The following is a 22747-nucleotide window of genomic DNA, read 5'->3' as shown; positions in this document are numbered from 1 at the left end:
ATGAGCAAAAAAAACTCACGCCATGACTTCTTCATTTTTGAACATATTAAAATTCTTTTATAACAAAAAGTTATTCATCATTACCCCGACAAAATTGCATTTTTATGCATAAATTCAGCTGAAGGCTCTGTTCCTGGAGGGTTGCGCGAGACAGTACGCAAATGATAATGATAATAAGCGTTAAAAAACTCCATAAACGAACGCAACACAATTCATACCCTTTCAGTATGTACTATTACCACACATCGCATGTGGAATAGCGCTCCATCGAGGAAGTCCGTTGTTATGAAAAATTTGAAAGTCAGCCTGGCATGGCAGATTCTGATCGCTATGGTGCTGGGCATTCTGCTGGGGAGTTACCTGCATTACCATAGTGACAGCCGTGAATGGCTGGTTGTAAACCTGCTGTCACCGGCGGGCGATATCTTTATCCATCTGATCAAAATGATCGTGGTGCCCATTGTTATCTCTACGCTGGTTGTCGGTATCGCCGGGGTCGGTGATGCAAAACAGCTGGGCCGTATTGGCGCCAAAACTATTATCTATTTCGAAGTGATCACCACCGTGGCGATTATCCTGGGTATCACGCTGGCTAATGTGTTCCAGCCAGGTACCGGGGTGGATATGTCGCAACTGGCGACCGTGGATATTTCGAAATATCAAAGCACGACCGCAGAAGTACAGAGCCACGCGCATGGCCTGATGGGGACAATTTTGTCACTGGTGCCAACCAACATCGTCGCATCGATGGCAAAAGGCGATATGCTGCCGATTATCTTCTTCTCGGTGCTGTTCGGTTTAGGTCTGTCTTCACTGCCGGCAACTCACCGCGAGCCGTTGGTTACCGTATTTCGCTCTATTTCCGAAACCATGTTTAAAGTCACTCACATGGTTATGCGCTACGCGCCAGTCGGCGTTTTCGCGCTGATTGCCGTTACCGTCGCGAACTTCGGTTTTGCCTCCTTGTGGCCGCTGGCGAAGCTGGTGCTGTTGGTGCATTTCGCCATTCTGTTCTTCGCGCTGGTGGTGCTGGGGATCGTGGCGCGCATCTGCGGTCTGAGCATCTGGATCCTGATCCGCATTCTGAAAGACGAGCTGATTCTGGCCTACTCTACCGCCAGCTCCGAGAGCGTGCTGCCGCGCATTATTGAGAAGATGGAAGCCTATGGCGCGCCCGCTTCAATCACCAGCTTTGTGGTGCCGACCGGCTACTCATTCAACCTTGATGGTTCAACTCTGTACCAGAGTATCGCCGCTATCTTTATCGCGCAGCTGTACGGTATCGACCTGTCGCTGTGGCAGGAAATCGTGCTGGTGCTGACGCTGATGGTGACCTCAAAAGGGATTGCGGGTGTGCCGGGCGTATCATTCGTGGTGCTGCTGGCTACGCTGGGCAGCGTGGGGATCCCACTGGAAGGCCTGGCGTTTATCGCCGGTGTTGACCGTATCCTCGACATGGCGCGTACCGCGCTGAACGTGGTGGGTAATGCGCTGGCGGTACTGGTTATCGCCAAGTGGGAGCACAAATTTGACCGCAAGAAAGCGCTGGCCTATGAGCGCGACGTGCTGGGTAGATTTGATAAGACCGCTAATCAGTAATTCATGACAGCTTGCCGGATAAGCGTAGCGCCATCCGGCAATGCAAATCATTACCCGTTTGTTAACTTATCAAACTCTTCGCAGCCGGTATCGAATCCTTCCATACAGCTCAGATTCAGCCAGTGCAGCGCCTTCTGTTTATTCTTCACGATAAAACCCTGTTCACCGTTTAAGAACATCATCCCTGCCCAGTATTCGGAATAACCCGTGCGGGAAATGGCTGAGCTTCGTTTGAAATACCACGTCGCTTTCTCATCGTCAGCGGGAATGCCCACGCCGTTGGCGTAAATCAGGCCGAGCAGCATTTGCGCGTCGACGGCGGAGTCATTTTCCAAGTCTTCGGAGGCGTTTTGCAGCAAGGTAATGGCTTTAGGGTAATCGGTACGTCCAGCCTGGGTGTTGACCAGAATCCGCGCCAGGGTAAGTTCTCCCGCTTTACTGCCTGCTTTGGCTGCTTTTTCCGCCAGCGTTTTAGCCTGGGGGTAATCCAGACTGACCGGATTCGTAATTTTGATTTGCGCCAGTAGCGCGCAGGCGTCGGCATCGCCGTTGTCGGCGGCTTTTTGCGCCCAATACTCGGCTTTGCTCAAATCGCCCGAACTGAACCAGGTATCGGCAAGAAAGTACTGTGCGCGACGATCCCCTGCCTCAGCGGCCTGCAAGTACTGGCTTCCTGGCTCAGTATCACTGGCATGGGCAAAGAATGTCATAAAGAACATCAATGCAATGAGTTGTTTCATTTTGAGTTTTATTTAGGGTACGGAATGAACAGTATAAAGAGATCGTATGGATAAAAAAACAGCCTCCGGGCGGAGGCTGTTGCAGAACAGTTACGTAAACGGACTAACCCATCGCGCTTTCGCGCAGGCTGGCTTTCAGCTTGGTGTACTCATCAATGACATACTGCTCGGCAGCGCGCTGATCGGCAATGCGTTCAACGTTAACGGCACAGTACTTGTACTCCGGCGTTTTGGTAATCGGGCTTAAGTTCTCGGTTACCAGTTCATTACATGCGCCAATCCACCACTGGTAGGTCATGTAAATCGCGCCTTTGTTTGGACGATCGCTGACTGCTGCACGGGTAATGACCCGGCCTTTACGCGAGTTAACCCACACCAGCTCTTCATCCTGGATGCCCAGGCGTGCTGCGTCGGCGGTGTTGATCTGGGCATAGCCCGGTTCATCCGCCAGCGCGGCCAGCGCCGCACAGTTACCGGTCATCGAACGGCAAGAGTAGTGGCCGACTTCACGCACCGTGGACAGCACCATCGGGTACTCCTCAGTGAGTTTGTCGATTGGCGCTACCCAGTCGCAGGTAAAGAACTGCGCCAGACCGTTCGGGGTATCGAACTTCTCTTTGAAGAGATAAGACGTACCCTGGTCGGCTTCTGAGGTGTCGCGGCAAGGCCACTGGATATAGCCCAGTTCGCCCATTTTCTCGTAAGTGGCACCGTAGAAATCCGGGCACAGATGACGCAACTCATCCCAGATTTCCTGGGTGTTGTTGTAGTGCATCGGGTAGCCCATACGGGTGGCGATTTCACTGATAATCTGCCAGTCCGTTTTCAGATCCCACTTCGGCTCAACGGCTTTAAAGAAGCGCTGGAAGCCACGGTCAGCCGCGGAGAAGACGCCTTCATGCTCGCCCCATGACGTAGACGGTAAAATAACGTCTGCGGCAGCGGCAGTTTTGGTCATGAAGATATCCTGCACGATGACCAGTTCCAGATCCTCAAAGCCTTTGCGCACTGCGGAGAGTTCAGCATCGGTCTGTAATGGATCTTCACCCATAATGTACGCCGCGCGGACTTCGCCATGCGCCGCACGGTGCGGCAGTTCACTGATGCGATAGCCGGTATGTGCAGGCAGACTTTCCACGCCCCAGGCTTTAGCGAACTTCTCGCGGTTAGCCGGATCTTTCACATACTGATAGCCCGGATAAGTATCCGGTAGCGCGCCCATGTCGCATGCGCCCTGAACGTTGTTCTGGCCACGAACCGGGTTAACGCCCACGCTTGGCTTACCGAGGTTGCCGGTCAGCATTGCGAGGCTGGTCAGTGAACGCACGGTTTCCACACCCTGATAGAACTGGGTAACACCCATGCCCCACAGGATGGCCGCGCTTTTTGCCGTGGCGTACATACGAGCAGCCTGACGAATATCCTGTGCGCTAACGCCAGTGATATCTTCGACGGACTCCGGCGTGTAGCCTTCGACAATCTTGCTGTACTCTTCGAATCCTTCGGTACGGGAGGCGACGAACGCCTGGTCGTACAGTTTTTCTTCGATGATGACATGACCCATAGCGTTGAGCAGCGCGATGTTCGAGCCGTTTTTCAACGCGATGTGCATATCGGCAATACGCGCGGTTTCAATTTTGCGCGGATCGCAGACGATAATTTTCGCCCCGTTACGTTTAGCGTTAATCACGTGATTCGCCACGATCGGGTGGGAATCCGCCGGGTTGTACCCGAAGATGAACACTAAATCTGTGTTATCAATTTCATTGATAGCATTACTCATTGCGCCGTTACCGACCGATTGGTGCAGACCTGCAACCGAAGGGCCGTGTCAGACGCGAGCGCAACAGTCAACGTTATTGGTACCAATAACGGCGCGCGCGAATTTTTGCATTACATAGTTGGTTTCGTTACCCGTACCGCGAGATGAACCGGTCGTCTGAATAGCGTCCGGGCCATACTTCGCTTTGATGGCGCTCAGACGAGTGGCGACGTAATCAAGCGCTTCATCCCAGGAAACGGATTCCAGTTTGCCGCCACGCTGGCGACGGATCATTGGGGTTTTCAGACGAGGGGTCAGGATCTGGGTATCATTGATAAAATCCCAGCCATAGTAGCCCTTCAGACACAAGGTACCCTGGTTGGTTTTCCCCTGCGCCGCTTCAGCCCGGACGATTTTGCCGTTATCGACCACCAGGTTGATTTTGCAACCTGATGCGCAATATGGGCAAACCGTGACGACTTTTTTCATCGGTCTCGCTCCAGTTAATCAAATCACGCATACGCGCTTGTCGCTTGAGTTATGCATCTTTTATGCCATGTTTTTATCAGGGGCATTAGTCGATATTACGGGCGAATTTTGCGCAAAACCCTGACGAAAAACAGGCTGTCGTCATATTTGACGTGACGAATCTCCAATACGTGACGGCCCGGCAGTGTGACCGAGGTTATGTTTCCCACACATCCTTGTGCCTTATCGCTGTCACTCTGTGCAGAATCAATCACACTCATTTAAGTTGGCCAGAAATGGGGAAAAACAATGAAGCCAGCCATACTGGTTGTGGATGATGACATCGCTGTCTGCACGCTTTTACAGGATGTGCTGAGCGAACACGTCTTTGCAGTGACCGCATGTCACACCGGGCAGGAGGCGCTGCGCTGCATTGAGACTCAGCCGGAAATCGCTCTGGTATTGCTGGACATGATGTTGCCTGATATTAACGGTCTGATGGTGCTGCAGCAGGTGCAAAAGATCAGACCCGGACTACCGGTGGTGATGCTGACCGGGCTTGGCAGCGAGTCGGATGTGGTTGTCGGGTTGGAAATGGGCGCTGACGACTACATCGGTAAACCGTTCAATGCGCGGGTGCTGGTGGCGCGGGTAAAGGCGGTACTTAGACGCGTCGGCGTGTTAACGGCAGAAAGCGGCAGCCCGCAAACCACGGGGCTTTCTTTTAACGGTTGGCATCTCGATACCGCCGGTTGCCAGTTACATAATCCTCAGCAACTGAAGGTGGAGTTGACGCAGGGGGAATACAGCCTGCTGCTGGCGCTGGCCCAAAACGCCCGCCGGGTACTTAGCCGAGAACAGCTGCTGGAACTGACGCGCAGCGACAGCGTTGAGGTATTTGACCGCACCATTGACGTGCTAATCATGCGGTTACGGCGAAAAATAGAGAACAACCCGCATCAGCCGATGCTGATCAAAACCCTGCGCGGGCTGGGCTATGTGTTTGCCGCCGACGTTCAGCATCATGATAAGGCGGCGTAAACGTCTTATCCGGCTTACAAGGACGCTATATCGGTTTTTAGCTCTGCCAACGTTTTCGCGCCGTCTATCGCGTTGGCGCACAGCAAACTGGCCCGTGCGCAGGCGTGTGCCAGCCTGACGCTGTCCGTCAGCGACCAGCGTTCATGACAGCCATACAAAAATCCGGCGCAAAACGCATCTCCCGCCCCGACGCTGCCAACGATCTCCTCCGGCGCCAGGTACTGTGACGGGATCCAGACGCCCGGCAGATCCGGCGCTTCACCCCAGGCGCCTTCCGGACAGTGGATAACCACCCGCAGGCGAACGCCCGCATTCAGCAGTTCGCGCGCAGCGGTGGCGATGTGCGCAATATGCAACTCCCCGTTGGGCAGGCGGATCTCCAGCCCGCTGAATTCCCCGGCTTCCAGCTCGTTAATTACCAGATAGTCGAGATGGCGCAGGGCTGGCATCACCAGCGGCTGATAGCGCGGGTCGCCCTTGCGTGAAACCAGATCCAGTGATGTTTCAAAGCCGTTGTCGCGCATTTGCGCCAGCAGCCGTGCGCTACGCGTGCCGTACTCCTCATCCGGCATGTCCAGACTGTCGAGCAGCAGCAGATAGCCAAGATGGAAGATTTTCATCGAGGTATCCAGTTGCTCAAAAGCGGGCAGATCCAGCAGCCGGTTGGCGCCGGGCGAGTGGAAAAAGGTGCGCTGACCGCTGGGATCGGTCATCACCTGTGACATCGACGTGGGGGCGAAAGTCGTGCGCTGCACATGTTGGCGATTAACATGATACTGCTCCAGCATCGCCATGATGTAGTCGCCGTCGCTATCCTGACCGATTAACCCCACTGCCTGCAGTGGCAGTCCGGTGTGCATTTTCGCCAGCGTCAGCAGTACGTTCAGCGGCGCACCGCCCGTGGCGCGTTCGCTACGGATGATTTCCGCCAGCCAGCCGCGTTCCGGCCACTGCACAATTTGATGCACATGATCGACCAGCATGTTGCCTGCGGCGATAACGCCTCTGCGTTCCATCAGACCCGTCCCGCGCTGCCAAAAATACGCATCTGTTCTGAAACGGTATCGGTAATGGCCTCTTCAATGGCGAGCAGCAGTTCGGCAAATTCGTCGTACAGGGGCTGACGATTCGCTATTCTTGTCTCTACTGCCGACAGCGCCGCCTGCGACATGCCGGTATAGAAGTTGATTTTGTGAATGCCGAGTTCAATTGCGCGCTTGAAATCGTCGTTGCTGATGCCGGAACCGCCGTGCAGTACCAGCGGGATCGCCGCCTGCTGGCGAAGGGCGTCCAGACGCGGAAAGTCGAGCACCGGTTCGCCTTTATATTTGCCGTGTGCATTACCAATGGCGACCGCCAGCGCGTCAATCCCGGTTCTGTCGACGAAATCACGCGCCATCATCGGGTCGGTAAATAGCGACTCGTCGGCATGACCATACAACGCGCCGCCCTCATCGCCTCCCACCGCGCCCAGTTCGGCTTCCACCGATACGCCGACGGCGTGACACATCTTCACCACTTCGCGGGTTTGACGAATATTTTCTTCATACTCCAGCGTGGAGCCATCAAACATCACTGAACTGAAACCTAAGCGCAGTGCCCGAACCACCGACTCAAAGTGCAGGCCGTGGTCAAGGTTCAGCACTACCGGAATGTCATGCCGCGCGGCTTCGAACTTGACCGCTTCGACCAGAGAATCCAACGAGATATATTTAAAATGCACCTCGGCGATGTTGATGATAAACGGCGAACGTTCCTGCTTTGCCGCGGCAAACAGCGCGCGCAGGAAGTGTGAGTCCAGAACGTTAAACGCCCCTAAGGCATAGCGGTGCTCGCGGGCATGGGCAAGGCCATCGGCGAGAGATATCAACGGCATAATGCGCTCCTTGGTTAGCGGAACAGGCGATACTCATTACACAGCACCAGCTGCGCCGGTTCGTCTTCTTCAATGTCGTTATAGCGGGCGATCGGTTGCAGAAAGTGGTTATCGTGGTCGTCGTCATTAACAGAAGAAACCTCGCCGACCAGCACGTCGCCAAAACCTTCTTCCGCCCAGAAGCTGTGATACAGGCCCGGCGGCAGGCAGATGCTTTCACCCGGCGTCAGGCGCAATTGACTGCCTGCCGCATGGGTTTGCCGACAGCCGTCAATCACCACGCTCACGTCGCTGTCCTCCGTTTGTTCTCGGATCCCCGCATTCCACAGTTCCACAATTAAATTACCGCCGCCGCGATTGATAATGTCTTCGCGTTTGCGCCAGTGAAAATGCATCGGCGTGACCTGTGCATCGCGAACATGCATGATTTTCTCGGCGTAGCATTTCTCGTAAGGCATTCCTTTCGGCGAGCCATTACGCAGGGTAAACAGCGTTAACCCTTGCGCGGCGAAATTGTTGCCGCCAAACGCGGTGACATCCCAACCGAGCTTAAGGTCGAAAACTTCTCTCCAGGCGGCGGGATCAAGCTTGCGCCATTGGGTCGGCGGGAAACTGGCGAAAGGGGGGAGATGCACGTCGTGCTGAGAGAAAAACTGGCGCGTGTGGCCCAGTATCTCGTTGATAGCGGAACGTTTCATCGGCAGAATCCTCCTTAATATCATGCCGGATGGCGCTGCGCTTATCCGGCCTACAAAATCATACCGATCTTGTAGGTCGGATAAGGCATTTTTGCCGCCATCCGGCGTTGTTGTGGCGGGTTATTTCACCGTCCAACCCTTATAGCTGCCGACGTTGTTTTTATCGATCATCGTCACCGGGATCAGTACGGGCTCTTTCGGGGCGGGTTTCCCCTGCAATATGTCATAGCCGATTTCGACCGCTTTGGCAGCCATCACCTGCGGATCTTGTGCAGGCGTCGCCACAAATAGTGAGTTTTCCCGCTTCAACGCTTCTTCAGCGTCTGGCGATCCGTCTACGCCGACAATAAAGAATTCGCTACGTTGTGCCTGTTTTGCTGCCAGATCGGCACCGATCGCCGTAGGATCGTTAATGGCGAATACGCCGTCGATCTTCGGATTTGCCGCCAGCAGCGCGGTCATGATCTCCAGTCCGCCTTCGCGACTGCCTTTAGCATTTTGGTTATACGACAGCACCTTGATATCCGGGTGGCGTTTAAACTCTGTCTGGCAGCCTTCGACGCGGTTCTGGACGGCGGAAACCGGCGGCCCGTTGATAATGACGACGTTGCCTTTCCCTTTCAGACGGTCGGTAATGTATTTACAGGCCATTTCACCCGCCTGGGTGTTATCGGAGGTAATGGTCGCATCTGCGCCTTCCGCCGCTACGTCAACGGCAACCACCACAATCCCTGCGTCTTTCGCGCGTTTTACCGCTGGGCCGATGCCTTTGGAGTCGGCGGCGTTAAGAATAATCATGTCGACCTTGGCGGCAATAAAGTTGTCGATTTGCGACACCTGTTGTCCCAGATCGTAGCCGCTGGAAACCAGCGTCACTTTAACGCTATCACCCGCCAGTTTGCGTGCTTCCAGCTCCGCGCCTTTGGTGATCTGCACGAAGAACGGGTTGGCCAGATCGCCCACCGTAACGCCGATCGATTTCAGTTCTTTTGCCTGCACAAACGGAGCTGCAGCAAGCAGTGCGCCAGCACAGAGCGCGGTGACTAAGGGCTTCAATCTCATGCTGTATTCCTCGAAGTAAGATGTTGTTGTTATGCACTTTGATGGTGTCGGGTACGGTATTTGTCGATCAGTACCGCTATGATGATCACCGCCCCTTTGATCACCAGTTGCCAGAAATAGGAGACGCCCATCAGCGTCATGCCATTATTGAGCGTGGCGATAATCAACGCCCCTACCAGCGTGCCGGTGATGGTGCCGATCCCCCCAACAAAGCTGGTACCGCCGAGGATCACCGCCGCGATGGCGTCCAGCTCGTAACCCATGCCTAAGTTGCCGTTGGCGCTGTATAGCCGCGAGGCGCTCATCACCCCGCCAAGACCTGAGAGCACACCGCTCATGCCGTAGACGAACAGCAGTACCAGCCACACTTTGATACCGGTTAAACGAGCGGCCTGCATATTGCCGCCGACCGCATAAATATGAACGCCGAGTGTGGTGCGCCTAAGAATGAACCAGCACATCACCACCACCGCCAGCGCAATGACCACTAGCCACGGAACCGGGCCAAGATAGTTGTTACCGATCCACTCAAAGCTGATATTGGAATTGATCACCGTCGTGCCGTCGGCCAGCAGGTAGGCCGCGCCGCGCAGCGCCGTATACGTTCCAAGTGTGACGATAAACGGTGGCAGTCCGGCAAAAGCAACCAGCGCGCCGTTAAACAACCCCAGCACCAGACCGAGCATCAGCGCCGCCGGAATCGACAGCATGGCAAACTCAGGGATCAGCGAAACGACCATAGCCGCGACGGCGGTGGTGCCGAGAATCGAGCCAACCGAGAGGTCGATCCCACCGGTCAAAATAATGAAGGTCATGCCAGCCGCCAGCACGATGTTGATCGACGCCTGGCGGGTAATATTCAACAGGTTGCTTTCGGTAAAAAAGTTTGGCGCGATAAAGCCAAACACCGCCACTATCAGGATGAGAATCGGCAAGATGCCGACCGTTTGCATCAGATCGCTCATCAGCAATTTTTTCGCGGAGGCGGATTTCGCCACCTGCTGGGGAGTGGTTGGATTATTCATGGGACACCGCCTGATGATGGGAGTCGTTCACGCCGGTTGCCAGCGTCATAATATTTTCCTGGGTAATACTTTGCCCGTTCAGCTCACCGGCAATGCTGCCTTCCCGCATGACGTACACGCGATCGCTCATACCGACAACTTCCGGCAATTCGCTGGAGATCATCAGGATCGCCACGCCTTTGCGCGCCATGTCGTTCATGATCCGGTAGATCTCGCTTTTGGCGCCAACATCCACGCCGCGCGTGGGTTCATCGAGGATCAAAATGCGTGGGCCGATCGCGACCCAGCGAGAAATCAGCAGCTTTTGCTGATTACCACCGGACAGCCCGCCCGCGCGTACCTGGGCGTGCGGAACGCGGATGTTGAGCAATTGGATGGCGTCATCGGAAATAGCCTGCGCCTTTTTGCGATCGAGCATGCCCCAGTTGGCGTCACGTTCCAGCGTCGCCATGGTGATGTTCTCTGCTGCCGCCAGCTCTAAAAACAATCCCTGCTCTTTGCGGTTTTCCGTCAGAAAGCCAATGCCGTGGTCAATCGCTTCGCGAGGGGAGTGGATCACCACCGGTTCACCGTCTACTTCAATCATGCCGCCGATGGCTTTACGCACGCCAAAAATCAGCTGAGCCAGTTCAGAACGCCCGGCGCCGACTAACCCGGCAAGGCCGACGATCTCCCCGGAGCGCACCAGCAAACTGCACGGCTGGACTTTATGGCCGTCGGTCAGGTGGTGGACGTTGAGGCGCGCTTTACCTAAGGGAATATCGCGCTCTTTGTTGAACAAATCGCTTAACGGTCGGCCCACCATCATGCGCACCAGCTCAGAGGCGTTGAGTTTGTCGCGGGTCAGGCTGCCTACATATTGCCCGTCGCGCAGGACGCTGACGCGGTCCGAGAGTTCATACACCTCCGCCATGCGGTGGCTAATGTAGATAATCGCCATCCCCTCATCGCGCAGGCGCATGATCAGTTCAAACAAGCGGTGGGTTTCACGTGAGGAGAGGGCGGCAGTGGGTTCATCCATCACCAGAATGCGGCTGTTACGGTGCAGGGCGCGGGCGATTTCCACCTGCTGCTGTTCGGCGATGGTCAACGTCATCACGCGATCGCTGGCCTTAAACTGGGCGCCGAGCCGGTCGATGACTTTTTGCGACTGCATCACCATCTCTTTACGCTGGACCAGACCGCCGCGCGACAGCTCGCTGCCAAGAAAGATATTTTCCGCCACCGTCAGGTTCGGCGCGAGCTGCATCTCCTGGTAAATCAGCGTGATGCCTGCGCTGAGCGCGTCTTTTGGCCCGCGAATGTGAAACGGCTGACCGTCGATCAGGATCTCACCGCTGGTGGCGGTATACGCGCCCGCGAGGATCTTCATCATGGTGCTTTTCCCCGCGCCGTTCTCCCCCATCAAGGCATGAATCTCACCCGGCCAGACCGTTAAATCGACCCCTTTCAGCGCGTAAAATTTACCAAACGCTTTGGCAATGTTGCGCATCTCCAGAACCGGTGTCCTGCTCATAGCGGATCTCCTGTGGGGTGGCCGATATCAGCAGTCCATCACAGGAATGTAAATGCAAAATGTCAGAAGCCGTTCATATTTGTCATATTGCGATTTTTCTTCACGGAGCGTGATATGCCGCAACCAGGACGTCACTTTTTCGCCAGTGCGCGCGGACGATTGCTGTTCTTCAATCTGCTGGTGGTGACGGTCACGCTGATGGTAAGCGGTGTGGCGGTGCTGGGGTTTCAGCATGCCAGTCAAATCCAGGAACAGGTGCAGCAGCAAACCGTTGACGACATGACCGGCAGCATGAACCTGGCCCGGGATACGGCGAACGTGGCGACGGCGGCGGTGCGGCTGTCGCAGGTGGTCGGCGCGCTGGAATACAAAGGTGAAGCGGAGCGGCTGCAGGAGACGCAACGGGCGCTGAAGCATTCGCTGGAACAGTTGGCCACTGCGCCGTTGGCGCAGCAGGAGCCGGCGCTGGTCGAGCGTATTATTCAGCGCAGCCAGGAGCTACAAAGCAGCGTGGAAGGTATGCTGCAGCGCGGGCAACGGCGACATCTGGAACGTAACGCCCTGCTCAGTTCGCTGTATCAGAATCAAAGTTATTTACGTCATCTGCAAAAGCTGACCGGCGCGCAGGATGACGTGCTGCTGGGGCAGATAGACCGCTTAATTGTTGCCGCCATTGAAACACCCACGCCGCGTTCGGTGGTGAAACAACTGGACGGCGTGATGCCCGCGCTGCCTGTGCAAAATAGCAATCCGCTGATTACCAACATCCTCACCGACTTCAACCTGGAGTTGCATAAGCTGGAGCCGCTTTCTTCTGCGCTTGAGCAGAGCGATTTGGCGATCAACTGGTATATGTTTCATATCAAAGCGCTGGTGGCGATCCTCAACAGCGATATCAACCGGTATGCTTCGCAGGTGGCGCTGATCTCCGAACAGCGGGTGGCGCAAAGTCATCAGGAACTGCAATCTGGCGCGTTGTTTATTTTGGTGTTTGCGCTGTTGGCGGTGGTGATCACCGGTTTTGCCGGCTGGTATATCTACCGTAACCTCGGCTCTAACCTGACGGCCATTTCGCGGGCGATGACCCGACTGGCGCATGGTGAATCGGACGTTAGCGTCCCGGCCCTGCAGCGGCGCGATGAGCTGGGCGAACTGGCCCGCGCCTTTAGCGTCTTCGCCCGTAATACGGCATCGCTGGAGCACACCACCCGACTGCTAAAAGAAAAAACCAGCCAGATGGAAATCGACCGCACCGAGCGCCAGGGGCTGGAGGAAGCGCTGTTGCACAGTCAGAAACTGAAGGCGGTAGGGCAACTGACGGGCGGATTAGCGCATGATTTCAATAACCTGCTGGCGGTCATTATTGGCAGCCTGGATCTGGTGAACCCAGACTCTCCTGACGCGCCACGGGTCAATCGGGCGCTAAAAGCCGCCGAGCGCGGGGCGCTCCTTACCCAGCGGCTGCTGGCCTTTTCGCGCAAACAGTCGTTGCATCCCCATGCGGTGGAGCTGAAAACGCTGCTGGAAAATTTGGGCGAACTGATGCGCCACTCTCTTCCGGCTACGTTGACGCTGGAGATTGAAGCCCAGTCTCCCGCCTGGCCCGCGTGGATTGATGTCAGCCAACTGGAGAACGCCATTATCAATCTGGTGATGAATGTCCGTGACGCCATGGACGGGCAGGCGGGCACCATTAAAATCCGTACCTGGAATCAGCGGGTCACGCGCAGCGATGGGCGTAAGCAGGATATGGTGATGCTGGAAGTTGCCGACCAGGGAAGCGGGATGTCGCAGGAGGTGAAAGCTCAGGTCTTCGAACCGTTTTTCACCACCAAACAGACCGGCAGCGGCAGTGGGCTGGGGCTGTCTATGGTCTACGGTTTTGTGCGCCAGTCCGGTGGCCGCGTGGAGATTGAAAGCGCTCCTGGGCAGGGAACGACGGTCAGATTGCAGCTTCCTCGCGCGGTTGTGCCGGTGCAGACACCGGTGGAGACAATCGCACAGCACACCCCGAATCGCGGTGAAAAACTGGTGCTGGTTCTCGAAGATGAAGCCGATGTGCGCCAGACGTTATGTGAGCAATTACACCTGCTGGGCTACCTGACGTTAGAGGCCGCCAACGGCGAACAGGCTATGCATATGCTGGCGGCTTCATCCGAGATTGATATTTTTATCAGCGACTTAATGCTGCCCGGTGGTTTAAGCGGTGTGGATGTGGTTAATCATGCGCTGGCACATTATCCACAACTGAACATCCTACTGATTAGCGGCCAGGATTTACGTCCGGCGCATAATCCGGCGCTGCCAGATGTGGCGTTATTGCGTAAGCCCTTCACTCGGGGAGAACTGGCGCAGGCGCTGCGGCATTCGCGTAATTGAGATTCCTCCGCTACCCGCGCAAATACGCTTTGATTACCGTGGGGCGAGTTTCTTGATGAGGCTGGTTTTATGCAACGCTCCGCGACATTCTTACTTTTCACTCTGCTGATGATGACCACCGTATCGGCGCAGGCCGATATTATCGATGACACCATCGGTAATATTCAGCAGGCGATTAACGACGCCTACAAACCGGACAGCGGGCGGGACTATGACGACTCTCGTGATGAAAGCTGGCAGCGACAGATGAGTGACGATCGTCGCAGGCAGTATGATAATCGCCGCCGCCAGTTTGAAGACCGACGCCGCCAACTGGATGACCGCCAGCGCCAGCTCGATCAGGAACGGCGTCAGTTAGAAGACGAAGAGCGCAGAATGGAAGAAGATTACGATCGTTAGCGCAATCTTTCGCTGGCAAGGTTATAGGGGGCAGAGACCTGTTAACAAGCCTTTAAGTGCGATGTAAACCTACCTCAGCACAATCTCCATTCCGTCATACCCGGCTTCAAGCCCTGTCGGTAGCGGATTCTCCATCATCCACAAATCAAACTGATGACTGATATGCGTCAGGATCACCCGTGGGCAGCGGATAACCTCGTTCAAGGCGATAACGGTATTTACATCGCTGTGATTGCGTGGCGGCTCGGCGCGCGGGGCGTGGCTGCAGTCGATGATAATCACCTGAGGCTGGTTATTGTGGAGAAACTTCAGCGTCTTGTCGGGAAGTCCGGCGGTATCGGAGAGCCACGCCACGCGGCTGTGCGCGGTTTCCAGCAGATAGCCAAACGTCAGCTTTGAATGGTTGAGCGGGAGTGGCGTCACCTGCAACCCTTGCAGGTTAAACACCACGAATGGCGCGACGGTATGGCTAAAATCGAGGATGCCAGGGTGCTTAAACAGATCGTCGCATCCCTGTTCATCCGGCGGACCGTACACCGGGATAGTCGCCCCCACGCCCCAGCGCAGCGGAAACAGCCCCTGCACGTGATCCATATGGTAGTGGGTGAGCAGAAACTGCTGGAAGCTGCCTGCTGGCCAGTCGTCCATCAGATGCGGGATCCCCGCGTCCAGCAGCGTCACCGCATTGTTAAATTTGACCACCCCGCTACAAGGGCGTCGACGGTATTGCGCCTGTAAGCGTGCTCGTTGGCAGGCCGCACAGTCACAGCCAAATGCTGGCACCAGTTGCGCGCCGCCGGTTCCCGTCAGCGTAATGGTCAGACTCATGGCTCCCCCTACAACGGTTTGGTGAAGCGAAAATGGCTCATGGTATAGCCTTCGCGCTGGTAAAAGCGGTGCGCGTCAAGGCGTTGGGTACTGGTAGAAAGCTCGGTTATTTCTGCGCCCGCTTCGCGCGCGGTGGCTTCGGCCCAGGCCAGTAACTGACTACCCACTTTTAGTCCTCGTGCCTGTGGCATCACCACCAGTTCCTGGATCTCGCCAATCCAGTTGGCGTGGTGCAGATGAAACTGCAGGTGCAGACCGATCAAGCCGACGACCTGTCCGTCGAGCAGCGCCAGCTGGTAGTGCATATTGGGATCTTGCAGATTTGCGGCGTAGCCGGCGCTAAAGGCCTGCAGGTCGAATTGGCCCTGTTTCAACTCACAGATAAGCGCGTAAACCGCATCGGTATCGTATAGCGTGGCGCGGCGTAATTCACAGACAGACATGTTTCTTCTCCTTGCGTCCCATCAGTGTGAGCAGTGTATCGACAGACTGTAGCAAACTTCCATCATTGTTCAGGACGTGGCAGTCATATGGCGTGTAGCGTGCCGCGCGTTCAAGGCGGGCAGCGATTTCCGTTTCGCTCTCCCGTCCACGTGCCTGCAGGCGCTGGCGTAAAATGGCCGGGGAAACCTGTAAGCAAATGGGAAGTAAAGAAGCGCCGTAACGGGCCTGCGCCTGGGGCAGATGCGCGCGCGAGCCGTTGACCACCACATCAAAACCGGCGTGCAGCCAGAGGTCAATCTCTACGCCGACGCCGTAATAGAAGCCGTTGGCATGCCAGCTCAGCGCCAGCAGGTTCTGCCCGGCGCGGGTAAAAAACTCTGGTTCGCTGAGGGCAATATGGTTTTCATTCCCTGCGTTGGCGGCGCGGGTGATGTAACGGTGCGCTACCAGCAGTTGCGCAGGTTCCTGCTGGCGAAGTTCTGCCAGTAGACTGTCCTTACCGGAGCCGGACGGCCCCATCAGCCAGATCAGTTTCCCCATAGTCAGAATACCCTTTTGCCCTGACGCCAGACGTGGTCGATATGGATGTGATCGCCTTTGCGATGCGCCAGCACCAGATCCGCGCGTTTACCTTCGGCTACAACGCCACGATCGTCGAGATTTAATGCCCGCGCCGGATTGCGGGTCACCAGACGAATGGCCTGCGGCAGCGTAAAGCGGTTGGCGTCATCGTCCGCCACGCGGAATGCCGCATCGAGCAGGCTGGCGGGGTAGTAGTCGGAGGAGAGAATATCCAGCAGCCCCAGCTCAGCCAGCTTATGCGCCGCCACGTTGCCGGAGTGAGAACCGCCGCGCACGATGTTGGGCGCGCCCATCAGCACGTTCATGCCATGCTGGCGCGAGGCCTCTGCGGCGGCAAAGGTAGTAGGAAATTCGGCAATCACGCTGCCAAGTTGATGCGATTCCAGCACATGATCGCAGGTGGCATCGTCATGGCTCGCCAGCGCTATCTGGCGCTCACGACACATCTGAGCAATCGCCGTGCGGTTGGGTTGCGACCAACGTGCAGCCAGAGCTAACTGTTCTTCTTCGTAGCGGGCCATTTGCTCGTCGGTAAGTGAATACTTGCCCTGATAGTACTCGCGGTACTTCTCGCGATTGGCAAACTGACGCTGGCCGGGGGAGTGGTCCATCAGCGATACCAGCGTCACCGGCTCACGACTGACCAGTTTTTCAAACAGCGGTAGGGTGGTGTGATGCGGCAGCTCGCAGCGCAAATGCAGGCGGTGCTCGGCGCGATTGACCCCGCGCTTTTGCGTCTCTTCCACCGCGTTGATCATCTTCTCCAGATTTTCCAGACGGTCGCCACCGTCGCGCACATCGCCAATCGCCACCGCGTCCAGCACGGTGGTAATGCCGCTGGCGACCATCAGCGCGTCGTGGCTGCTCATCGCCGAGTGGGCGGGCCAGTCTACCTTCGGGCGCGGGGTGAAAAACTTGTCGAGATTGTCGGTATGCAGCTCGATAAGCCCTGGCAGCAGCCAGCCGCCTTCTCCGTCCATCGCTTGGGCCAGTTGGCTCTGACTTTCGGCAAAGGCGCGGATCGTTCCGCCCTCAATTTCCAGCGATCCTTGCACCACTTCATCTTCCAGCACCAGCTTTACATTATTGATAATCATGCTGTTGTTCCCATCAGGTGCAGGCGATCCGCGACGCGGTCGCGCACGGTTTGATCGTGAAAAATGCCGACAATTGCCGCGCCGCGGGCTTTCGCTTCTTCAATCAATGCGACGACGGCGGCGCTGTTTTTGGCGTCCAGCGAGGCGGTGGGCTCATCGAGGAGTAGAATCGGGTAATCGACGATAAACCCTCGGGCGATATTGACGCGCTGCTGTTCGCCCCCGGAAAACGTCGACGGCGCCAGATGCCACAGCCGCTCCGGCACGTTCAGGCGGGTAAGCAGGTTAGCCGCTTTGGCTGCGCACTCCTCGCGCGACACGCCGAGATCCAGCAGCGGCTGCATCACCACATCCAGCGCAGAAATCCTGGGGATCACGCGCAGGAACTGGCTGACCCAGCCGATGGTTGAACGGCGAACTTCCAGCACTTTACGCGCCGGAGCCTGCACCAGATCGACCCATTCGCCGCTGTGGCGGATGTGGATGTGTCCTTCATCCGGCAGGTAGTTGGCGTACAGCGAACGCAGCAACGTGGATTTGCCGCTGCCAGAGTGACCGTGCAGCACCACGCATTCGCCGTTGTTAACTTCCAGAGTGGCGTCTTGCAGCACCGGCAGACGCACGCCGTTTTGCTGATGCAGTACAAAGGTTTTACTGACGTTTTCAACGCGAATCGCGTTCATTTTTAGCCTCTTTAAGCATTTTTGCGTTCGATTGCCTGATGGCGCTTCGCTTATCAGGCCTACAACCGATGCCGATCCGTAGGCCGGGTCGCGAAGCGCCACCCGGCAAGACAAAATCAGTTTTGCAAAACAGATGACACCAGCAACTGGGTATACGGATGATGCGGGTCGTCGAGTACGCGGTCGGTTAACCCACTTTCCACCACCTGACCCTGCTTCATCACCAGCAAACGGTCGGCCAGCAGGCGCGCTACGCCCAGATCGTGGGTGACAATAACCACTGCCAGATCCAGTTCCACCACCAGGCCGCGCAGCAGGTCCAGCAGTTTGGCCTGTACGGAAACGTCCAGACCGCCGGTGGGCTCGTCCATAAACACCAGTTTGGGATGGGTGACGAGGTTGCGGGCGATCTGCAGTCGCTGCTGCATGCCGCCGGAAAAGGTGGTTGGCAGGTCGTCGATACGCGAGGCCGGGATCTCCACTTCTTCCAGCCAACGCTGCGCGGTGGCACGGATGTCGCCGTAGTGGCGCGCCCCGGTGGCCATCAGGCGTTCGCCGATATTGCCGCCAGCGGAGACCTGACGGCGCAGGCCATCCAGCGGATGCTGATGCACCACGCCCCATTCGGTGCGCAGCAGACGGCGACGGTCGGCCTCGTTCATGCTGTACAGCGAACGGTTCTGATACAAAATCTCACCGCTCTGCGGCGTTAGCCGTGAAGAGATCGATTTCAGCAGCGTGGTTTTGCCTGAACCGGACTCGCCGACGATACCCAGCACTTCGCCAGGCCACAGGTCAAAAGAGACATCGCTGAAGCCCTTGCCCGGCGCGTAGAGATGGGTCAGGTTGTTGACTGAAAGCAGCGGTTGCGTCATTTGCTGAGGGCCTCACTCTGTTGGCGGCAGTAGTCGGTGTCGGAGCAGACAAACATGCGTTTGCCGGTGTCATCGAGCACCACTTCATCGAGATAGCTGTGGGTTGAGCCACAGATGGCGCAAGGCTCATCCCAGCTCTGCACGGTAAACGGGTGATCGTCGAAATCGAGGCTTTCCACGCGGGTGTAAGGTGGAACGGCATAGATGCGTTTTTCGCGGCCTGCGCCAAACAGTTGCAGGGCCGGCATCATGTCCATCTTCGGATTGTCGAATTTTGGAATTGGCGACGGGTCCATGACGTAGCGGTCGTTGACCTTCACCGGATAGGCGTAAGTGGTGGCGATATGGCCGAAGCGGGCGATATCTTCATACAGTTTCACCTGCATGATGCCGTACTCTTCCAGCGCGTGCATGGTGCGGGTTTCCGTTTCGCGCGGCTCGATAAAGCGCAACGGCTCGGGGATCGGGACCTGGAAGATAATGATCTGGTCTTCCACCAGCGGCGTTTCCGGGATGCGGTGGCGGGTCTGGATCAGCGTCGCGTCTTCCGTGCGCTCGGTGGTGTTCACCCCAGTCACGCGTTTAAAGAAGTTGCGAATCGACACGGCGTTAGTGGTGTCATCCGCGCCCTGGTCAATTACCTTCAGCACGTCCGGCTCGCCAATCACGCTGGCGGTGAGCTGAATACCGCCGGTTCCCCAACCGTAGGGCATCGGCATTTCACGTCCGCCAAACGGCACCTGGTAACCGGGGATCGCCACCGCTTTCAGAATCGCGCGGCGAATCATGCGTTTGGTCTGCTCATCAAGATACGCAAAGTTGTAGCCGGAGAGGTTAGTGGTCACGGGTGGCCTCCTGTTGCAGGCGTTTGAGCAGTTCCAGCTCGGCCTGGAAATCGACGTAATGGGGAAGTTTGAGGTGCGAAACAAAACCCGCCGCCTCGACGTTATCCGCATGCGCCAGCACGAACTCTTCGTCCTGCGCCGGTCCCGTGACCGCTTCATCGTATTCGGCTGCCTGTAGGGCGCGGTCCACCAGCGCCATCGCCATCGCTTTACGTTCGCTCATGCCGAACACCAGCCCGTAGCCACGGGTAAAATGGGGGGATTCGTTTTCTGGCGCGACAAAACCGTTGACCATTTCACATTCGGTCATCAGCAATTCACCGACGTTCACCGCAAATCCCAGCTCTTCCGGTACGGTTTCCAGTGCCACATAGCCGCTGCGAATTTCGGCGGCAAACGGGTGATTACGCCCGTAGCCGCGTTGGGTGGAGTAGGCCAGCGCCAGCAGATATCCCTCATCGCCGCGCATCAGCTGTTGCAGACGTGAAGCGCGTGAACAGGGGTAAACCGGTGGCGTGCGGGTAATATCATCCGGCTGCGCGCCGTTATCCTCTTCACGCTTTGCCAGTCCCTGGTTGGCCAGCAGGGAAAAGACGTGCGGAGAGGCGTCCTGCGCGTCGTCTGCGCTGCGCAGGGGTGGCGTTTCGCCATTGGCCAGCAGGGTAAAATCCAGCAGGCGATGGGTGTAGTCATAAGTGGGACCTAACAACTGCCCGCCGGGAATATCCTTGTAGACCGCAGAGATTCGGCGCTCAAGGCGCATTTCTGCACTGTTAACCGGTTCGCTGACCGCCACCTTTGCCAGCGTAGTGCGGTAGGCACGGAGCAAAAAGATGGCTTCGACGTTATCGCCGCTGGCCTGCTTCAGCGCCAGCGCGGCCAGTTCGCGGTCGGCGATGCCGCCTTCGGTCATCACCCGGTCGACGGCCAGGTTCATCTGTTGTTCGATTTGCGCCACGCTCAGTTCAGCAATGGTCTCATCGCCCCGGCGTCGGTTTTCCTGCAGGGCGTGGGCGTTGGCTATCGCCTTTTCGCCCCCTTTGACGGCGACGTACATCAGCACACCTCCACATGGGTAGTTCGCGGAATAGCCAGCAGGCGTTCGCCGCAGGTGAGGATCAGGTCGACCCCCAGCGGGAACGGATGCGGGCGTTCGGTGAGTTCGTGAATCAGGCATTCCGGTAGCTGTGGCGCGATCATGCGCTCTTCAGCGATACCGGCGCCGGTCAGACGCAGCATGCGTCCACCGCTTAAGCCAGAGACCTGCACAATCAGCGTGGCGCTGGTTTCTGGCGCGACGGCGGAACCGGCGGAGAGGGCGTTAAGCTGTTCGCTACTGATGCGTTCGTCGGCGACGGCAAAGGCCGCCAACTGCGGCTGCTCCACCAGCGGCGCGTTGGTGTGAAAACGCAGATTCTGCCGGGCGATATCGTTATCCATCGACGGCGCAAGCCAGACCGGCGTGTCGCCATCGACCAGGGTCAGTAGCACGCTGGTGGTTGCCAGGCCCAGTGGCTGCCAGCCGTGTTTCAGTTGATGCAGGGCGACGATCACGCCCGGCTCACTCATGGCCTTCAGCAGGCGACGAAAGCTCTGCTGAGCATCCTGAACGGGTAAATTAAAAGCGGTTTGTAAGGTCATGCGTTATCTCCGCGTACCAGCGTGAAGAAGTCGACCCGGCTGGCGTTGACTTCGGCACGGCGAGCGCTAATCAGCGCATCGCGTTCCGCTTCCAGCGGGGCAATTAAGGTTTCCATTAGGCTCTGGAAATGCGTTTGTTCCTGCAGCAGCGCGTCAATGACCGCGCACTGCTCGGCGTGTTGTTTGTTGCGTCCCAGCAGGTAGCTGTAGCCCAGCGTGCCGCTCTTCAGGCGTACCACTGCGCGGGTAAGCGTGGTATCACCGGCAAAGAAGCGGTTGCCGGTGCCGCCCATGCGAGCCTGGAGCTGCATCAGTCCGCTTTCCGGTGCGCGGATAAGTTCATAGTCTGGCGTCAGTTTGAGCGCGTGGATGCGGGCGTTCAGGGCATCGGCATTGCTGTAAGCCAGCGCGCGCATCCAGCGCTGGCGGGTAGCGGTATCGAAATGCATTCAGTGCTCCATAGTGAATTCGATCATGTCGGCGCGGGTCAGGCTGACGGAGTATTCCGCCGCGTGTTCTTCGCCTTCACGGTGGTTCAGGGTGCGCACGCACAGCAGCGGCGCCATATTGGGGATTTCCAGCACTTTGCTCTCTTTAGCCTGTGCGCGGCGGGCGCTGATGCGCGTTTGTGTGCGCAGGAGCGTCAGACCGGACTGTTCGCGCAGGTAGTCGTGCAGTGAGCCGTTGTTAAAGCCCTGCAGCAGCGGCCATAGCGTGAGGTCGGAAAAATAGTGGTCGATCTGGCACAGTGCGATACCGTTTACCCGACGCAGGGTGCGCAGATGAATCACGTTATCGCCCTCGTTAATGCTGAGCGCATCGGCAATGTGGCTGGAGGCCGGGCGCAGCACCGCCAGCAGTTTTTCGCTGGTGGGGTGGCTGCCCTGGTCCAGCAGGTTCTGGCTAAAGCGCGCCTGGGCATTAAGCGGGTAATCGAATGGGCGCATCAGTACCAGTACGCCAACGCCCTGGCGACGCTGGACCCAACCACGCTCAACCAACTGGTCAATAGCGCGGCGCAGGGTGTGGCGGTTTACCTCGTAGCGCGCGGCAAGCTGATGCTCGGCGGGCAGATAGTCACCGCAGCGATAATGATGACGAAGCTCCTGCTCAAGTCTCGCGGCAATTTCCTTATAACGCGTTGGATAACTGGTCGGATGTGTAGACAAGTGCATAGCAATCAATGC

Annotated in this window: 24 protein-coding genes; 4 read left to right on the top strand and 20 right to left on the bottom strand. The window is 57.0% G+C overall.

Annotated elements, in window-relative coordinates; genetic code table 11:
- Window positions 1–285 precede the first annotated feature (285 nt).
- Entirely contained in the window at window positions 286–1599 is a 1314-nt protein-coding gene (gene gltP / locus HVZ39_RS22990) for a glutamate/aspartate:proton symporter GltP (RefSeq protein ID WP_016155378.1), read from the top strand.
- A gap of 50 nt (window positions 1600–1649) precedes the next feature.
- Here gltP and yjcO read toward each other — a convergent pair whose 3' ends face one another.
- The 3 genes from yjcO to HVZ39_RS26485 all read right to left on the bottom strand — a co-directional run bounded on the left by yjcO (window position 1650) and on the right by HVZ39_RS26485 (window position 4850).
- Entirely contained in the window at window positions 1650–2339 is a 690-nt protein-coding gene (yjcO, locus tag HVZ39_RS22985; RefSeq protein ID WP_016155379.1) for a Sel1 family TPR-like repeat protein YjcO, read from the bottom strand.
- 103 nt (window positions 2340–2442) lie between these two features.
- Window positions 2443–4590, bottom strand: a complete 2148-nt coding sequence (fdhF, locus tag HVZ39_RS22980; RefSeq protein ID WP_103928834.1) for a formate dehydrogenase subunit alpha — start codon at window positions 4588–4590, stop codon at window positions 2443–2445.
- A 95-nt stretch (window positions 4591–4685) separates the two neighbouring features.
- Entirely contained in the window at window positions 4686–4850 is a 165-nt protein-coding gene (locus tag HVZ39_RS26485; RefSeq protein WP_176443285.1) for a hypothetical protein, read from the bottom strand.
- Window positions 4851–4878: 28 nt separating this feature from the next.
- Here HVZ39_RS26485 and HVZ39_RS22975 point away from each other — a divergent pair, with 28 nt between their 5' ends.
- On the top strand, window positions 4879–5610 hold the full coding sequence (locus tag HVZ39_RS22975; protein WP_016155458.1) for a response regulator transcription factor: 732 nt from the start codon (window positions 4879–4881) through the stop codon (window positions 5608–5610).
- Between the two features lie 14 nt (window positions 5611–5624).
- On the opposite strand, the gene HVZ39_RS22970 is transcribed toward HVZ39_RS22975, so the two are convergent.
- The 6 genes from HVZ39_RS22970 to HVZ39_RS22945 all read right to left on the bottom strand — a co-directional run bounded on the left by HVZ39_RS22970 (window position 5625) and on the right by HVZ39_RS22945 (window position 11787).
- Window positions 5625–6629, bottom strand: a complete 1005-nt coding sequence (locus tag HVZ39_RS22970; RefSeq protein ID WP_181633718.1) for a carbohydrate kinase family protein — start codon at window positions 6627–6629, stop codon at window positions 5625–5627.
- Window positions 6626–7486, bottom strand: a complete 861-nt coding sequence (locus HVZ39_RS22965) for a ketose 1,6-bisphosphate aldolase (RefSeq protein ID WP_016155383.1) — start codon at window positions 7484–7486, stop codon at window positions 6626–6628. Before HVZ39_RS22965 ends, HVZ39_RS22970 begins: the two co-directional genes overlap by 4 nt.
- A 14-nt stretch (window positions 7487–7500) precedes the next feature.
- On the bottom strand, window positions 7501–8184 hold the full coding sequence (locus tag HVZ39_RS22960) for a D-lyxose/D-mannose family sugar isomerase (protein ID WP_019077855.1): 684 nt from the start codon (window positions 8182–8184) through the stop codon (window positions 7501–7503).
- Between the two features lie 120 nt (window positions 8185–8304).
- Window positions 8305–9246: an ABC transporter substrate-binding protein gene (locus HVZ39_RS22955; protein WP_019077849.1), complete on the bottom strand. Its 942-nt coding sequence runs from the start codon at window positions 9244–9246 to the stop codon at window positions 8305–8307.
- Window positions 9247–9275: 29 nt separating this feature from the next.
- Entirely contained in the window at window positions 9276–10271 is a 996-nt protein-coding gene (locus HVZ39_RS22950) for a hypothetical protein (protein WP_016155386.1), read from the bottom strand.
- Window positions 10264–11787 (bottom strand): sugar ABC transporter ATP-binding protein, encoded by a 1524-nt coding sequence (locus HVZ39_RS22945; RefSeq protein WP_181633013.1) that lies wholly within the window; start codon window positions 11785–11787, stop codon window positions 10264–10266. Before HVZ39_RS22945 ends, HVZ39_RS22950 begins: the two co-directional genes overlap by 8 nt.
- Window positions 11788–11901: 114 nt before the next feature.
- On the opposite strand from HVZ39_RS22945, the gene HVZ39_RS22940 reads away from it, so the two are divergent.
- Complete coding sequence (locus HVZ39_RS22940; protein ID WP_181633012.1) at window positions 11902–14166, top strand: hybrid sensor histidine kinase/response regulator; 2265 nt, start codon at window positions 11902–11904, stop codon at window positions 14164–14166.
- Between the two features lie 69 nt (window positions 14167–14235).
- A complete protein-coding gene (gene yjdP, locus HVZ39_RS22935; RefSeq protein ID WP_101700875.1) occupies window positions 14236–14565 on the top strand; it encodes a DDRRRQL repeat protein YjdP in 330 nt (109 codons plus the stop codon).
- A gap of 69 nt (window positions 14566–14634) precedes the next feature.
- Here yjdP and phnP read toward each other — a convergent pair whose 3' ends face one another.
- The 11 genes from phnP to phnF form a co-directional block, all read right to left on the bottom strand.
- Window positions 14635–15393: a phosphonate metabolism protein PhnP gene (gene phnP, locus HVZ39_RS22930; protein WP_016155390.1), complete on the bottom strand. Its 759-nt coding sequence runs from the start codon at window positions 15391–15393 to the stop codon at window positions 14635–14637.
- An 8-nt stretch (window positions 15394–15401) separates the two neighbouring features.
- Window positions 15402–15836, bottom strand: coding sequence for an aminoalkylphosphonate N-acetyltransferase (gene phnO, locus HVZ39_RS22925; RefSeq protein WP_046274567.1), 435 nt, complete (start codon window positions 15834–15836; stop codon window positions 15402–15404).
- On the bottom strand, window positions 15823–16377 hold the full coding sequence (gene phnN / locus HVZ39_RS22920) for a ribose 1,5-bisphosphokinase (RefSeq protein ID WP_016155392.1): 555 nt from the start codon (window positions 16375–16377) through the stop codon (window positions 15823–15825). The genes phnO and phnN overlap by 14 nt, the downstream gene beginning before the upstream one ends.
- A 2-nt stretch (window positions 16378–16379) precedes the next feature.
- Window positions 16380–17516 (bottom strand): alpha-D-ribose 1-methylphosphonate 5-triphosphate diphosphatase, encoded by a 1137-nt coding sequence (gene phnM, locus HVZ39_RS22915; RefSeq protein ID WP_016155393.1) that lies wholly within the window; start codon window positions 17514–17516, stop codon window positions 16380–16382.
- Complete coding sequence (gene phnL / locus HVZ39_RS22910; protein ID WP_049269401.1) at window positions 17513–18199, bottom strand: phosphonate C-P lyase system protein PhnL; 687 nt, start codon at window positions 18197–18199, stop codon at window positions 17513–17515. The genes phnM and phnL overlap by 4 nt, the downstream gene beginning before the upstream one ends.
- Window positions 18200–18315: 116 nt before the next feature.
- Complete coding sequence (gene phnK / locus HVZ39_RS22905) at window positions 18316–19074, bottom strand: phosphonate C-P lyase system protein PhnK (RefSeq protein ID WP_053389716.1); 759 nt, start codon at window positions 19072–19074, stop codon at window positions 18316–18318.
- Window positions 19071–19862 (bottom strand): alpha-D-ribose 1-methylphosphonate 5-phosphate C-P-lyase PhnJ, encoded by a 792-nt coding sequence (gene phnJ, locus HVZ39_RS22900; RefSeq protein ID WP_049259807.1) that lies wholly within the window; start codon window positions 19860–19862, stop codon window positions 19071–19073. The genes phnK and phnJ overlap by 4 nt, the downstream gene beginning before the upstream one ends.
- A 46-nt stretch (window positions 19863–19908) precedes the next feature.
- Window positions 19909–20976, bottom strand: coding sequence for a carbon-phosphorus lyase complex subunit PhnI (locus HVZ39_RS22895; RefSeq protein ID WP_016155475.1), 1068 nt, complete (start codon window positions 20974–20976; stop codon window positions 19909–19911).
- Window positions 20976–21560: a phosphonate C-P lyase system protein PhnH gene (phnH, locus tag HVZ39_RS22890; RefSeq protein ID WP_181633011.1), complete on the bottom strand. Its 585-nt coding sequence runs from the start codon at window positions 21558–21560 to the stop codon at window positions 20976–20978. The genes HVZ39_RS22895 and phnH overlap by 1 nt, the downstream gene beginning before the upstream one ends.
- Complete coding sequence (phnG, locus tag HVZ39_RS22885; RefSeq protein WP_019077841.1) at window positions 21557–22009, bottom strand: phosphonate C-P lyase system protein PhnG; 453 nt, start codon at window positions 22007–22009, stop codon at window positions 21557–21559. Before phnG ends, phnH begins: the two co-directional genes overlap by 4 nt.
- On the bottom strand, window positions 22010–22735 hold the full coding sequence (gene phnF / locus HVZ39_RS22880; RefSeq protein ID WP_181633010.1) for a phosphonate metabolism transcriptional regulator PhnF: 726 nt from the start codon (window positions 22733–22735) through the stop codon (window positions 22010–22012).
- Between the last annotated feature and the right edge of the window lie 12 nt (window positions 22736–22747).

The sequence above is a fragment of the Citrobacter sp. RHB35-C21 genome, from assembly GCF_013816515.1.
Classification (GTDB): Bacteria; Pseudomonadota; Gammaproteobacteria; order Enterobacterales; family Enterobacteriaceae; genus Citrobacter; species Citrobacter braakii.
Note: the sequence above shows the minus strand (reverse complement) of the source record. Positions and strands in the feature narration are given on the sequence as shown.